Below are 13,816 nucleotides of genomic sequence, written 5' to 3' on the forward strand. Positions count from 1 at the left end.
ACCCGCCTGTGACTTTACAGGAGACCGGGCGATTTGCTATGATAGGGATAGAAACAAATCGCGGAGCGCAATTTTTCTGCACTCTGCTGGAAATTTTCCTGGAAAGAAGGGATTTTTATGCGTCTTTTGCATCTGGCCGACCTGCATCTGGGCAAGCGGGTGAATGGATTTTCCATGCTGGACGATCAGAAATATATCCTGTCACAGATTTTGACCATCATCGATACCTATACGCCGCAGGCGGTTGTGATCGCCGGGGATGTGTACGACCGTACCATTCCGCCTGAGGAAGCAGTCAGCCTGTTCGATCACTTTCTGGTGCAGCTGTCCAAACGCAAGCTGGACGTCTTTCTCATCAGCGGCAACCACGATTCCGCCGAGCGCGTCGCATTTGGCAATCAGCTGATGGAGGCCAGCGGCATTCACGTCTCGCCGGTCTATCAGGGTGAGGTACAGCCCATCGTGCTGAATGACGCGGCGGGAGAGGTCGCATTTTACCTGATCCCATTCCTCAAACCGGTGCATGTGCGTCCCTTTTTCCCGGATGCCAAGATCGAGGATTATACCGATGCCATGCGCACGGTGGTAGACAGTTTGAAACTGGACACAAACCGCAGAAACGTGGCGGTTGTTCACCAGTTTGTCACCGGTGCGGCGCTGAGCGGCTCGGAAGAGTTGGCCATCGGTGGACTGGACGCGGTGGATGCGAGCGTATTTTCTCCCTTTGACTATGTCGCCCTCGGCCATCTGCACGGTGCACAGCGCGCGGGCGGCGATGGCATCCGCTATGCCGGTTCACCGCTCAAATATTCCATTTCCGAGCGCAACCAGAACAAGAGCGTCACGCTGGTTGACTTGGGCGAAAAGGGTACGGTGAACGTACAGCTCATTCCCTTGCAGCCCAAACGGGATGTCTGCCAGTTCTGTGGAACGTTTGAAGATCTGATGGCACGGCAGGAGGTATGCGAGGACTACTGCGAGATCATTCTGACCGATGAACAGGATGTCCCAAATGCGATGAACCGCCTGCGTGCCCTGTATCCCAACCTCATGCACATGGCCTACGACAACACGCGCACGCGCAGTCAGACTTCGGTGTTGGGCGCACGCGCGCCGCTGGCGCAGCCGATCGACCTGTTTGAGGAACTGTATGAGGCGCAGAACGGACAGTCCATGAACGACGAGCAGCGCGCGTACATGCGTGAGCTCATCGCGGAGATTTGGGAGGGAGAGCAATGAGACCGATCAAGCTGACCATGTCGGCATTTGGGCCATATGCGGGAAAATCGGAATTGGAGCTGGACAAGCTGGGGCAAAACGGTCTGTACCTGATTACCGGCGACACCGGCGCGGGCAAGACCACGCTGTTTGATGCGATCACCTTTGCACTGTACGGCGAGACCAGCGGACGCAACCGCAATGCAACCATGCTGCGTTCCAAGTACGCCGACCCCAAGACGCCGACCTATGTGGAATTGGTATTTTGCTACCGCGACCAGCAGTACACCATTCGCCGCAACCCGACTTACGAGCGCCGCGCACTGCGTGGGGATAAAATGACGCAGGAGAATGCCGGTGTTGAGTTGACCATGCCGGATGGTCGGGTACTGACGCGCATTAAGCAGGTAAACGATGAGATTCAGGCGATTTTGGGACTGGATTACGAGCAATTCACACAGATTGCTATGATTGCGCAGGGCGATTTCCGCGAATTGCTGCAAGCCAAGACCGACAAGCGCCGGGAGATTTTTCGCTATATCTTCCAAACCGAGCGTTACCAGCAGCTGCAAGGCTTACTGTCCAAGCGCGCAAAAGAGCTGGCAGACCAGTATCGGAACGTAGAAAATGCGGTCAAACAGTGCGTGCGCAGTGTGCGCTGTGCGGAAGATCACCCGATGGCGCTCGAGTGGGAGGCCGTCCGGGCAGAGCAGCGCAGTCTGAGCCAGACCATAGAGCTGCTGGGACAGATCATCCAGTCCGATTCAGACAAGCAGCAGGGGCGCAAGGAACAGATGGACATTTTGGATAAGCGCCTGCGCGAGCTGGAAGCGCTCATCGAAAAAGCCGAGCAGATTGCGCAGTGGAATCGTGAACTTGCGCACCTAAAAGAGCAGAAAATGCAGGGGGCACAGCAGCTGGAAGCTTTGGGTGAACGCGTTCGACAGGCACAGGGCGAGATGCCCAAGGCTGAGGCGCTCGGCAAGCAGATTGCGTTGGAGCAGGAACAGCTGCCGCGCTACGCGGAGATCGACGCACGCGCAGAACAGCTTGCGCGAGAGCAGAAGGCGCTGCAAGCCGATCAAAAGACGCTGGAAGGCAAGCAAAAGACGCTGGAAACCGACAGTCAGACATTGGAAACACTCAAAAAACAGGTAGATGCGCTCAAAAATGTGCAGACCGAGTGGCAGCAGCTCGAGCACGAGCGTGAGCAGATTGCCCAGCGGCTGGACAGCCTGCGCACCTTGCAGGAAAAGTGGAACGGATGCCAAGCGCTTGAAAAACAGACTGAGCAGGCAGAGCAGCAGCTTGCGCAGGCACAGCAGGCGTGGGATGCGTTGACTGAGCGCCTAATGCGTGACCGCACTGCGCTGGCCGAAGTGCAGGATGCCGGGGAACGGCTGGTCAGAGGGCAGGGTGCACTGGAGCACTTGCAGCGCAGACAAGCTGAACTCGACCAGATTGGCCGCAAACACCAGGATTATATCGCTTTGCTGGACAAACTGCACATCGCACAGCAGAATTTTGTATGCAAACGGGACACTTATGAGCAAAAACAGCATGCGTTTGACGCACTGAATCGTGCATTTTTGAGCGGACAGGCGGGATTGCTCGCCAAAGACTTGGCGGAGGGAATGCCGTGTCCGGTGTGTGGTGCGACCACGCACCCACATCTTGCAAGTTTAGCGGATGAAGTGCCGAGTGAGCAGGAACTCGAGCAGGCCAAACAGCAGGCGGAATGTGCACTCACTGCCGAGCGGGAGGCCAGTGCGGCAGCGTCCGCTGTGCGGGCGACGGTCGACCGTGCCAAGGAGGAGCTGCAAGCTCTGTCACAGGAATTGCTGGACGGAAAATCATTCGATGCACTGGAAGAGTGCCTGACCGCGGCACAAAATACGCTTGAAACCGAGCTTTTAGAGGCCAAACAGGCCGTACGGCAGGCAGAAGAGGCGGCAAAGCGCCGAGATGCATTGACTGAGCAGATTCAGGCGCAGGAGACCCGGCAGCAAGCGCTGCAAAAGCAGCTGCAAGACAGAAGAGACGAGGTCACGTCGGGCAATGAGCGCCTGCACACTGCGCAGGAGGGTGTGCGCGAACTGGCAGAAAAATTGCTGGACGGCTGCCCAATGGAAGCGCTGTCCGAGCGGCTGACCGAACAGACTGCGCTGGTCAATCAGCGTGCGGAACAGTGCCGACAGGTCATGAAGAGAAAACACGTAGAGTGCGAGCGAAAACAGCAGCTTGAGACTGAGATTCCGCAGCGTGAGCAGGCATGCCGCACGTTGGAGCAGGAGATCGGCGCAGGCAAGGTCGAGCAGGCATCCAGAACAACGGCGCTTGCTGAGCGACAGGCCCAGCTTGCCGCGCTGCGTCAGGGATTGCGCTATCCCGATTCGCAGACGGCAGAGCGTGCGATTGCGCAGATGGAACAGGAGAAGCAGACCATCGAGCGCGCGCTGGCTGAGGCACAGGACCGACTGACACAAAAGCAGCAGGAAATCAGCAAGACCGATGGACAGATTCAGACGTTGTCCGGGCAGATTGCGTCCGCGCCGGAAATTGTCCGCGAAAAAATCACAGCGGAATACGAGAAAATCGAGCAGGGAAAGGTGCGGTTGCAGACGGAAAATGAGGAACTTGCCGCGGCATTGGCGGTCAATCAGGATAACCTCGCCCAGCTGCGGCAGATCGGACAGGATCAGTCTGCACTCGAGGAAAAGCTCAAAATGGTGCGCAGTCTGGCCAATACCGCCAACGGCGAGGTGACCGGCAAGGAAAAGATCATGCTGGAAACCTACGCACAGGTGACTTACTTTGACCGGGTAGTCGAGCGCGCCAATATTCGATTCCGAGTGATGTCTGATGGACAGTATGAGCTGGTGCGTAGACAGGAAGCAGGCAACCTGCGCAGTCAGAGCGGTTTGGACATGAATGTCATCGATCACTACAACGGCACCAGCCGAGATGTCGCATCTCTGTCGGGCGGCGAGGCATTCATGGCCTCGCTGTCGCTTGCACTCGGTCTTTCAGACGAGATTCAGGAGTCGGCGGGCGGCATCAAGCTGGACACCATGTTTGTTGACGAGGGCTTTGGCACGCTCAGTGAGGACGCTTTGCAGCAGGCACTTGCCGCGCTGCAAGATCTGAGCGAGGACGGGCAGCGCCTGGTCGGTATTATCTCCCATGTACCCGAACTGAAAGCCAGAATCACCCGTCAGGTGGTCGTGACCAAGGACAAGATGGGCGGCGGCAGTCGGGTATCTATCCGCACCGAGGAATAAGGAAGAAGTAATAGAGAATAGGGAATAAGTGTTGCAGTTCGTTACTTATTCGCTTCTTCGAAAGCGGACACAGTGAGCAATTCTGGACAAAAAAACCACCCAATCGGGTGGTTTTTGTTTGTGTGTGTTTTTTGCTTACAGCTGGAAAATGCAGCCAATCACGGCAGCGGCTCCGATGTAGGCGATAGGATGCAGTTTGAATTTGCGGAGCAGGACGAAGAGAACGACGGCCAGCCCGATGGCAGGGAGATTGATGGCGGACAGGATGTTTGTACCTGCGTCGCTCTTTAAAAATGCCATCTGTGCAACGCTCAGACCGGCAGCGACGATCAGACCGGTGGAAGCCGGGCGCAAGCCGTGGAAGATGGCCGAGACGATGGGGGAGTTTTTAAACTGCTCCATGCACTTGGCGATGAGCACGATAATGACGACCGAGGGCGCGGCCAGCGCGAGCGTCGCACAGATTGCACCGGGGACACCCGAGGTCAGAAAACCGACATAAGTGGACATATTGATACCGATTGCACCCGGAGTGGACTCCGAAATCGCGATCAGGTTCAGAATATCCTGATTGGTGAACCAGCCGGTTTTTTCGGCCATTTCGTACAGAAAGGGCAGGGTCGCCAGACCGCCGCCCACGGCAAACAGTCCGGTTTTACAGAATTCGAACATGAGCTGCAATAAAATCATGCCTGCTTACGCCCCCTTACATAGTAGATGACATAACCTGCAATGCCGGACACAACGACCAGCGCGATGGTGGACACGTTAGTGAAAACGGCCAGCGCACCGATAATGAGGAAGATGGCAATGCCGATTTTGTCGGTGATGGATTTTTTACCCAGCTTGAGCACGGCATCGAGAATGAGTGCGCAGACGCAAATCCGAACCCCGGCAAATGCATGCTTGACCAGAGGAAACGAGGCATAATTTTGCAGAAATGCCGCGATGAGCACGATAATGATGAGCGAGGGACTGAGAAATCCGAGTGTCGCTACGATGGCGCCGGGTAATTTTTTGTATTTGTAGCCGATAAAGGTCGAGGTGTTGAGCGCGATGATACCGGGGGTGCACTGACCGATGGCGTAATAATCCATCAGTTCCTCTTCGCTCGCCCAGTGGTATTTCTCCACGATCACGCGCTGGAGCAGCGACAGCATGGCGTAGCCGCCGCCAAAGGTACAAATCCCGATGCTGAAAAACACCCGGTACAGCTTCCATAAATCTTTCATCTTGTGTCCTCCTTATTTTTTATGTGCATACAGCCTGTGGTCTGCTATAATAGAAAGTAATCGATGCAGAAAGAAGGCTGACCGCTGTGAAACTATCCCAACTCAAGTATTTTCAGGTCGTGTGCAAGCATAACAACCTGACTCGCGCTGCCGAAGAACTGCATATTTCGCAGCCGGGTTTGACGCATGTTATTCATGAGCTGGAACAGGAATTCGGTTTGACCCTGTTTCTGCGGCAGAATAAGGGACTGGTTCTGACCGAGGAAGGCAGAAAATTCCTGGAAGAAGCCAATCTTCTGTTACAGCAGAGCGATTATTTTGTCAGCCGCATGAAATTTCTGGGACAATCCAACCAGATTATCCGTATCGGTCTGCCGCCGGCCAGTGCGACGCTGTTTTTCCCGTCTATCATGCACATGCTGCACAGACAGTCACCGCAGATTAAAATTGACGTTGTAGAGATCGGCAGCCTGACCAATCAGCAGAAGATACTGGATGGAGAGCTGGACGCGGCGCTGATCTCGACCAACACGCCGGTTTCGGCAGCATTTGGCGGTTATCTGCTCGCGCGAACCAGAATTTGCCTGTACGTGGCAGCCGATCACCCGTTTGCCGAGCGGGAACAGATTTCGCTGCGCGAGGTGTGTTCTATACCGCTGGTCATGCCCACAGAGGAATCTTTTTTGACCACAAACACACTCAAAACCTGTGCGCAGAATAAATTAACACCCAATATCATGCTACACACCAACCAAATTGCCATCGTCAGTCAGTTGGTGCAAAACGGGACAGCAGGGACGCTGGTGTTTCACGGCACGCTGCCGGAGTGCGCCGCATATCGCGCCATTCCGGTGCAGGAGTTTGATGACGTGTACATTTATCTGATCTGGAATCAGTATAATCCGCTCAGTACAGCGCTCAAACAGCTCATTCGTGCGACAAAAACGGTCTATCCACAGCCAATGGCCGATTTCTATTGTAGAGAGATCGAAGCGGAAAGTCCAATACTTAATACTTAGTCTGTCATAAAAAAATTCAATACCATGTCCATGTATTTATATCATGGCGTGACACAGCAGGGGGGATTTTTGGGTATCAAAAATCCCCCTGAGCATGCTCAGAGGGATTGGCGTCCGGGATGCTTTGCGTTACATCCGGCGATAGACAATGCTGGGACGGCCGCCTGTGCCGTAATTGATTTCCGACTGCACCCGACCGATTTCGACGAGGTAATTGACGTACCGGCGCACGGTGACGGTAGACAGGCCGACGTGCTCGGAAATCTGCTCGCAGGTGTACTGCTCGTCGGTGTGTGACAGGAATTCCAGAATGTGCTCGAGCGTTTTTGCCTGCATGCCCTTGGGCGCGGGCAGATTGGGTGCTGCAATCGGGTCAGCAGCATCGACAAACAGACGATCTAGGTTTTGCTGATTGACCGAGCCGCCGCGCAGTGCTTCTTTCCGGCGGCAGAAGTTGTCAAGCGCCTGCCGGAAGCGCTCATAGGAGAAGGGTTTGACCAGAAAATCGGCAACACCCAGCCGCAGCAGCGATTCGACAGTCTCGGAGTCGTTCGCGGCGGTAATCATAATAACCTCTGCGCTGACACCGGCAGCGCGCATGCGGTGCAGCAGCTCCAGACCGCTCATCTGGGGCATGTAGACATCTAAAATGACCAGATCGACCGCATGAATGCGCAGATACTCCCAGGCCGCATTGCCCGCTTCAAAGGTACGAATGACATGAAATCGACCGTCTTTTTCGGTGAAGCGCGTGTTGAGCATGGAAATCATGGGGTCATCTTCAACGATCACAACTTGGTACATGTGTGTTCCTCCAGTGTCGGGGTGTGGTTGGGGATGGTGACGACGAAGGTCGTGCCGACCATGGGCACCGACTCGACGCGGATGGTGCCGCCGCACGACTCGATGGCCTCACGCACCAGATACAGGCCGGTGCCGCGCTCCTTGCCCTTGGTCGAGTATCCGCGCTCGAAGATGTGGGACAGTACCTCGGGATTCATGCCCGGGCCGGTGTCGTCTACGCTCAAAATCAGTCCGAGATCTTCCTCACGGATGCTGACCGTGACTTCACGGGACAGCGAAGTCGGCGCGTCGCGGAAGGCATCGAATGCGTTGTCGATCAGGTTGCCGAGGATGGTGATGTACAGGTCGGCACTTAGGTAGGAGCAGAGCGCGTGCACCTTGGTGGCCGGGTCGAGTTTGAGCTGGATGCCGAGCTCGGATGCGTGGCTCATCTTGCCGATGAGCAGGGCGGCGACCGATGGGTCGGCAATGCGCTCGGCGATAAAGCCGATGGACTGAGAACGGGACTGGGTGATGTGCAGCACATATTCCTCGGCCTTATCGGCTTCGCCCAGTTCGAGCAGACCCAAGATGACGTGCAGTTTGTTCATAAAGTCGTGCATGTGGGCGCGCATGGCCTCGACGATGTGGCGTACACCGGTCAGATCTTCGGCCAGACGGGTGACCTCGGTGCGGTTGCGGAAGATGGCGACCGCGCCCTCGATGACGTTTCCGCGGCGCAGCGGGATGCGGTCGGACAAAATATGTACCTGTCGGCCAACATCGACGCTGACGCTGTACGCGCCCTCGCCGGTGCGGATGACGTCGAGCAGTCCGGTGTCGTTGTACAGCTCGTCAAGTGGACGATCCTGCCAGGTTTGTCCTTGCAGGTGGAGCATTTCCTGCGCCGCGGCATTGATATAGATAATATGTCCATTGGTGTCGACAGCCAGCACGCCCTCTTCAAGTGCTTCCAGAATGTCCATGCGCTGACAGAACAGGTCGGTCAGGTCGCTGGGTTCAAAACCGAGCAGCTCGCCTTTGAGGTGTTGAGTGAAGCGCAGCGAGAGGTAAATGCCGACCGCAAGCGCAATGATGGCGACAATGAGGTACTGACCGAGCGTAATGAACACCTGACTGTGAATTTCGCTCAGGTAGACACCGGCAGCGACCATGCCGATGACGTGTTTACCGGTCACGTCATAGACGGCAGCGTAGGCACAGCGCTCCATACCGGCGGGCGCCTTGCCGTCGGCTAAGATGACGCGGTCGCCGTCCTCCAGATGGGTGAGGGTATCCTCGGGCACACTGTTTTCCGCTGTGCCGGACACGCACACGATGCCGTTTGGATCGATGACCGCAATGACATCCAGCCGTGCCAGATCGTTGGCCGTGCGCTGCAGAAAGGCCGAAAGCACCTCAGGGGTATCCTGTCCAAGCAGACACCGGCGGGTGTGGTCCATATTTGCGACGATCTGTGCATTGGTCAAAAGGCGCTGATCGAGCGTGCGCTGTTCGCGCTGCAAGGTCAAAACCAGCGTGCTGCCCAGTGCGATGACCAGCGTCAGCGCGATGCCTAAAATGCTGTATACCATAGCCCGACGGCGCAGCGTCGGCGGGCGATTGGGCTTCATCGGAACATTCCCCCTCTACTCCGTGCAATGATGCATCCATTATAGACTCTTTGTGCAATGTTATCAATTCCCTTCTCTGGATTTTTACTTTTTCGACAAAACGACCCCTTTTATTTTTTTTACTTTTTTAAGGTTGTGTTTCCAGAATATGGGGTCTACAATAGGCGACGTTCAAAAACAAGCAGGGAAGGAGTGAGGATTTTTGGAGGATATCAAGGCAGAGCTTGTCGCGCAGCTGCAAAACAAGACGGCGTTTGAGATCCCGATTTTTGGCGGGATCGCGATTCCGCAGTCGGTGGCAGTGAGCTGGGGCATCATCATTCTGCTGACCGCGCTTGCCATCTTTCTGACACGCGGCATGCAGCTCAGGCCAACCGGCAAGCGGCAGATGATTGCCGAATGGCTGGTCGGATTTATCAACGATTTCTGCAAGGACTCGCTGGGGCATCACTGGCGCACGTTCGCACCGTACCTCGGTTCGGTCGGTCTGTATCTGGCCTGTGCCAACCTGTCCGGTCTGTTCGGAGTCACCCCGCCGACCAAAGACCTCAACGTGACAGCCGGTCTTGCGCTGATGAGCGTGGTTCTGATCTACGGCGCGAGCTTCCGCGTGCACGGTCTGGGAGGCGGACTGAAAAAGTTTGCCGAGCCGGTCGCGATTGTCGCACCGCTCAATATCTTAGAGATCGGAATTCGACCGCTGTCGCTGTGTATGCGACTGTTTGGCAACATCTTCGCCGGTTTCGTCATTATGGAGCTGATTAAGATGGTCATTCCTGTGGTATTGCCCATCCCGTTCAGCCTGTACTTTGACGTATTCGACGGCATGATTCAGGCAGTTGTATTCGTGTTCCTGACGACGCTTTTCCTGGCCGAGTCCATCGAGTGAGCACATCCAAAAACGTAAGTAAACACATCATTTCTAAGGAGGAACTTTATCATGGGTATCGCAATTGGAGCAGGCATCGCCGTTCTGACCGGTCTGGGTGCCGGCGTAGGTATCGGTCTGGCAACCGCAAAGTCTTCGGAGGCAATCGCACGCCAGCCTGAGGCAGCAGGTCAGATCAGCAAGAACCTGATTCTTGGCTGTGCACTGGCCGAGGCAACCGCAATTTACGGCTTCCTGATCGCCATTCTGCTCATCTTCATGAGCTGATTGGAGGCGGCTGACCGTGCTTCTGAATATCAATGCAAATGTGATCTGGACGGTCGTTGACCTGCTGATTCTGTTTTTGCTGATGAAAAAATTCCTGTTCGGTCCGGTGACCGCCATGCTTGACCAGCGTGCCGCAGCCATCAACGCCGATTTGGACGATGCCAAGGCGCAGAAGCAGGCGGCAGACGTACTGCTTGCCGACCATGAGCGTCAGATCGGTGAGGCGAGAGCCGAGGCAGGCCGCATTGTGGCCGATGCCAAGCGCCGCGCCGAGGCAGCCTATGAGCAGAAACTTGCGCAGGCGCAGGAGGAGATTCAGCGCATGCAGCAGCAGGCCGCGCGTCAGATTGAGGCCGACCGCCGTGCCATGCTGGCACAGACCCGCCGCGAGATCGCTCGTCTGTCGCTTTTGGCGGCTTCCAAGGTCGCGCAGCAGCGCATGGACGCGGACAACGAGTTCGCGCTGGTCGATGACTTCCTGTCGGAAATGGAGGATGCGTCATGAGTGAGACCGCGTATCGCTACGCCGCCGCGCTTCGCCGCACCGACTGCCGAGCGGATGTGTTTCTCACATCCGCTCGCGCCATACCTGCCCAGAGCGAACTATGGCAGGTGATGATCGACCCGTCGATCGGACTGCGCGAAAAACATGCGGTCTTAGACCGCTTACCCGAACTCAAAGAGCAGCCCATGCTGCGAAATTTCTATAAATTGCTGGTCGATAAGAAGCGTTTTTCCATGCTGCCCGAGATTGCCGATGCCTACCACGACATTCTGCTGCACGAGCGGGGTGAGAGCGTGTGCACACTGCGCTGTGTGCGCGTTCCCGATGACCAGCGCCTGTCTGCCATCGCCCGCACGCTGTGCCGTCAGCACAAACTGCGCGGCGTGGAGATGCACGTCGTGCTTGACCCCGACCTCATCGGCGGTTTTGTCATCGAGATCGACGGCGTGACCTATGATAAGAGTGTGCGCGGCCAGATTGCAGGCATGGCGCAACGCATTCAAAGAGGTGAAAGAAATTGAATTCTTCCGAAGAGATTATCTCGATTCTGCAAGAAGAAATCGAGTCTTATGATACAAGAACCCAGCGCAGCGAGACCGGTGTTGTGCTGGAAATCGGTGACGGTATCGCCACGGTTTACGGCCTGGACAAGGCGGTATATGGCGAGCTGGTCGAGTTTGACACCGGTGCACGCGGCATCGTGCTCAATCTGGAGCGCGACTGCGTGGGTATCGTCCTGCTCGGCGCCGAGACCGGCCTGCACGAAGGTTCGGTCGTTCGCCGCACCGGCCGTGCAGCAGATGTCGGTGTCGGTGATGCTCTGATCGGCCGCACGGTCGATGCACTGGGTACGCCGATTGACGGTCTGGGCCCCATCGAGACCACCGAGACCCGCCCGATCGAGCACGAAGCCTCGGGCGTCATCTCGCGTGAGCCGGTCAATGTACCGCTTCAGACCGGTATTCTGGCAATCGATGCCATGGTGCCGATTGGCCGCGGTCAGCGTGAGCTGATCATCGGTGACCGCCAGACCGGTAAGACCGCGATTGCCGTGGACACCATCTTGAACCAGAAGGGACAGGACGTCATCTGCATCTACGTCGCCATCGGTCAGAAGGCATCCACCATCGCCAAGCTGCGCGGCACGCTGGCACAGCACGGTGCGATGGATTATACCATCATCGTATCCTCTCCGGCGAGTGACCCGGCACCGCTTCAGTACATTGCACCGTACGCGGGCACCGCGATGGGTGAATATTTTATGAGTCAGGGCAAGGACGTACTGATCGTGTACGATGACCTGTCCAAGCACGCGGTTGCTTACCGTACTCTGTCGCTGCTGCTGCATCGTTCTCCCGGCCGTGAGGCATATCCGGGCGACGTTTTCTATCTGCACTCCCGTCTGCTCGAGCGTTCCTGCCGTCTGACCAAGGAGTACGGCGGTGGTTCCATGACCGCGCTGCCCATCATTGAGACCCAGGCAGGCGACGTTTCGGCTTATATTCCGACCAACGTCATTTCCATCACCGACGGCCAGATTTATCTGGAAAGCGACCTGTTCTTCTCGGGTATGCGTCCGGCAGTCAATGTCGGCCTGTCGGTTTCCCGTGTCGGCGGTGCCGCACAGACCAAGGCCATCAAAAAGACCGCAGGTACGCTGCGTATCGATCTGGCGCGCTTCCGCGAACTGGAAGTCTTCACCCAGTTCAGCTCGGACCTGGATGCTGCGACCCAGCAGGCGCTCGATCACGGTAAACGCCTGATGGAGATTTTAAAGCAGCCGCTGTACCAGCCCAAGCCGGTCAACCGCATGGTTGTTATTCTCTATATCGCAACCGGCGGCCTGCTGTCCGACGTTCCGCTTGACCGCGTGCGCACCTTCACCGAAGAGTTCACCGATGCGTTTGCGGCGGCAAAGCCCGAGGTGATGGACGAGATTGCCCAGACCGGTGCGCTGTCGGGCGCGGCAGCCGAGGTCATCCGCACCGAGCTTGCGGCATATAAGGAACAGGTGAGCGCGCAATGGCAACAATAAAAGAGATCCGCACGCGCATGAAGAGCGTAGAACAGACGCTCAAAATCACAAACGCGATGTATTTGATCTCGTCTTCCAAGCTGCGCCGCGCCAGACAGATGCTGTCTGACGTGCAGCCCTATTTCCAGAAGATTACCGAGACCATTTCGGATATCCTGCACCACTCGCCCGAGATCGAGCACTGCTTCTTCGACAAGCGTCCGCACAAGAAGGGTGCCGAGCGCAAGGTCGGCTATGTCGTCATCACGGGTGATAAGGGTCTGGCCGGTGCCTATAACCATAACATTATTAAACTCACCGAGCAGCTGGTCGCGCAGACACCGGGCGCGATTGTGTTCCCGGTCGGACAGTTTGGACGCAATTATTTTATCACGCACGGCGTGATCGAACAGGATGACGAGAGCTTTCTGTACACCGTACAGGACCCCACGACTCACCGTGCCATGGAGATGAGTGAATTTTTGCTCGGACAGTTTACCCGCGGGGAGCTGGACGAAGTATATATCATTTACACCGAGATGGTATCCTCGGTGCGACTGGAACCCACCGTGCGCAAGCTGCTGCCGCTCGACGTGGATGCGTTCCCGTGGAAGCCGCGCACACCTGAGCTGTATCACCAGACGGTCGAATACGTCCCGTCGGCAAAGAGCGTCCTGAGTCAGCTGGTACCTGGCTATGCAAAGGGCATCCTGTTCGGTGCGCTGGTCGAGTCCTTTTGCAGCGAGCAGAACGCCCGCATGACCGCGATGGACTCCTCGACCAAGAATGCCCGCGAAATGCTGCGCGCACTTTCGCTGGTCTATAACCGGGTGCGCCAGTCGGCCATTACCCAGGAAATCACCGAGATCGTAGGTGGTTCGCAGCAGAAAAAGCAGACACCGGTGCCGAAAAAGCACGAAAACTGTGTGCGCGTGATTCATTTTGACGCCGCAGGCAATGTCCTGCCGTGATCG

At 56.4% G+C, this 13,816-nt stretch carries 13 protein-coding genes; 9 read left to right on the plus strand and 4 right to left on the minus strand.

The genetic code is table 11. The annotated features are described in order from the left end of the window. The first annotated feature begins 117 nt into the window (after window positions 1-117). Together B5D52_RS03320 and B5D52_RS03325 are read left to right on the plus strand one after the other, a co-directional pair. The gene (locus B5D52_RS03320; RefSeq protein ID WP_016147356.1) at window positions 118-1,239 is read left to right on the plus strand and encodes an exonuclease SbcCD subunit D; all 1,122 of its coding nucleotides are present in this window, start codon (window positions 118-120) and stop codon (window positions 1,237-1,239) included. Next, window positions 1,236-4,499 (plus strand): AAA family ATPase, encoded by a 3,264-nt coding sequence (locus B5D52_RS03325; protein ID WP_016147355.1) that lies wholly within the window; start codon window positions 1,236-1,238, stop codon window positions 4,497-4,499. The genes B5D52_RS03320 and B5D52_RS03325 overlap by 4 nt, the downstream gene beginning before the upstream one ends. A gap of 135 nt (window positions 4,500-4,634) precedes the next feature. Here B5D52_RS03325 and B5D52_RS03330 read toward each other — a convergent pair whose 3' ends face one another. Together B5D52_RS03330 and B5D52_RS03335 are read right to left on the minus strand one after the other, a co-directional pair. Further along, window positions 4,635-5,189, minus strand: a complete 555-nt coding sequence (locus B5D52_RS03330) for a chromate transporter (RefSeq protein ID WP_016147354.1) — start codon at window positions 5,187-5,189, stop codon at window positions 4,635-4,637. Continuing rightward, a complete protein-coding gene (locus tag B5D52_RS03335; RefSeq protein ID WP_016147353.1) occupies window positions 5,186-5,731 on the minus strand; it encodes a chromate transporter in 546 nt (181 codons plus the stop codon). The genes B5D52_RS03330 and B5D52_RS03335 overlap by 4 nt, the downstream gene beginning before the upstream one ends. An 86-nt stretch (window positions 5,732-5,817) precedes the next feature. Between B5D52_RS03335 and B5D52_RS03340 the strand changes: the two genes are divergently transcribed. After that, window positions 5,818-6,750: a LysR family transcriptional regulator gene (locus B5D52_RS03340; protein ID WP_016147352.1), complete on the plus strand. Its 933-nt coding sequence runs from the start codon at window positions 5,818-5,820 to the stop codon at window positions 6,748-6,750. Window positions 6,751-6,879: 129 nt separating this feature from the next. Here B5D52_RS03340 and B5D52_RS03345 read toward each other — a convergent pair whose 3' ends face one another. Both B5D52_RS03345 and B5D52_RS03350 read right to left on the minus strand, forming a co-directional pair. Further along, window positions 6,880-7,554: a response regulator gene (locus B5D52_RS03345; protein WP_016147351.1), complete on the minus strand. Its 675-nt coding sequence runs from the start codon at window positions 7,552-7,554 to the stop codon at window positions 6,880-6,882. Further along, complete coding sequence (locus tag B5D52_RS03350; RefSeq protein WP_016147350.1) at window positions 7,539-9,167, minus strand: ATP-binding protein; 1,629 nt, start codon at window positions 9,165-9,167, stop codon at window positions 7,539-7,541. The genes B5D52_RS03345 and B5D52_RS03350 overlap by 16 nt, the downstream gene beginning before the upstream one ends. A gap of 202 nt (window positions 9,168-9,369) precedes the next feature. Between B5D52_RS03350 and B5D52_RS03355 the strand changes: the two genes are divergently transcribed. The 6 genes from B5D52_RS03355 to atpG are packed head-to-tail and all read left to right on the plus strand — an operon-like array spanning window position 9,370 to window position 13,813. Next, window positions 9,370-10,056, plus strand: coding sequence for a F0F1 ATP synthase subunit A (locus B5D52_RS03355; protein ID WP_016147349.1), 687 nt, complete (start codon window positions 9,370-9,372; stop codon window positions 10,054-10,056). 51 nt (window positions 10,057-10,107) lie between these two features. After that, window positions 10,108-10,323 carry an ATP synthase F0 subunit C gene (atpE, locus tag B5D52_RS03360; RefSeq protein WP_016147348.1) on the plus strand — a complete coding sequence of 72 codons (216 nt, stop codon included), beginning with the start codon at window positions 10,108-10,110 and terminating at the stop codon, window positions 10,321-10,323. A gap of 16 nt (window positions 10,324-10,339) precedes the next feature. Next, complete coding sequence (gene atpF, locus B5D52_RS03365; protein WP_016147347.1) at window positions 10,340-10,828, plus strand: F0F1 ATP synthase subunit B; 489 nt, start codon at window positions 10,340-10,342, stop codon at window positions 10,826-10,828. After that, complete coding sequence (atpH, locus tag B5D52_RS03370; protein WP_016147346.1) at window positions 10,825-11,349, plus strand: ATP synthase F1 subunit delta; 525 nt, start codon at window positions 10,825-10,827, stop codon at window positions 11,347-11,349. The genes atpF and atpH overlap by 4 nt, the downstream gene beginning before the upstream one ends. Continuing rightward, window positions 11,346-12,863, plus strand: a complete 1,518-nt coding sequence (gene atpA / locus B5D52_RS03375) for a F0F1 ATP synthase subunit alpha (protein WP_016147345.1) — start codon at window positions 11,346-11,348, stop codon at window positions 12,861-12,863. Before atpH ends, atpA begins: the two co-directional genes overlap by 4 nt. Then, window positions 12,851-13,813: an ATP synthase F1 subunit gamma gene (gene atpG / locus B5D52_RS03380; protein WP_016147344.1), complete on the plus strand. Its 963-nt coding sequence runs from the start codon at window positions 12,851-12,853 to the stop codon at window positions 13,811-13,813. The genes atpA and atpG overlap by 13 nt, the downstream gene beginning before the upstream one ends. Window positions 13,814-13,816 lie beyond the last annotated feature (3 nt).

Source organism: Butyricicoccus pullicaecorum DSM 23266, assembly GCF_900167005.1.
Lineage (GTDB): Bacteria > Bacillota > Clostridia > Oscillospirales > Butyricicoccaceae > Butyricicoccus > Butyricicoccus pullicaecorum.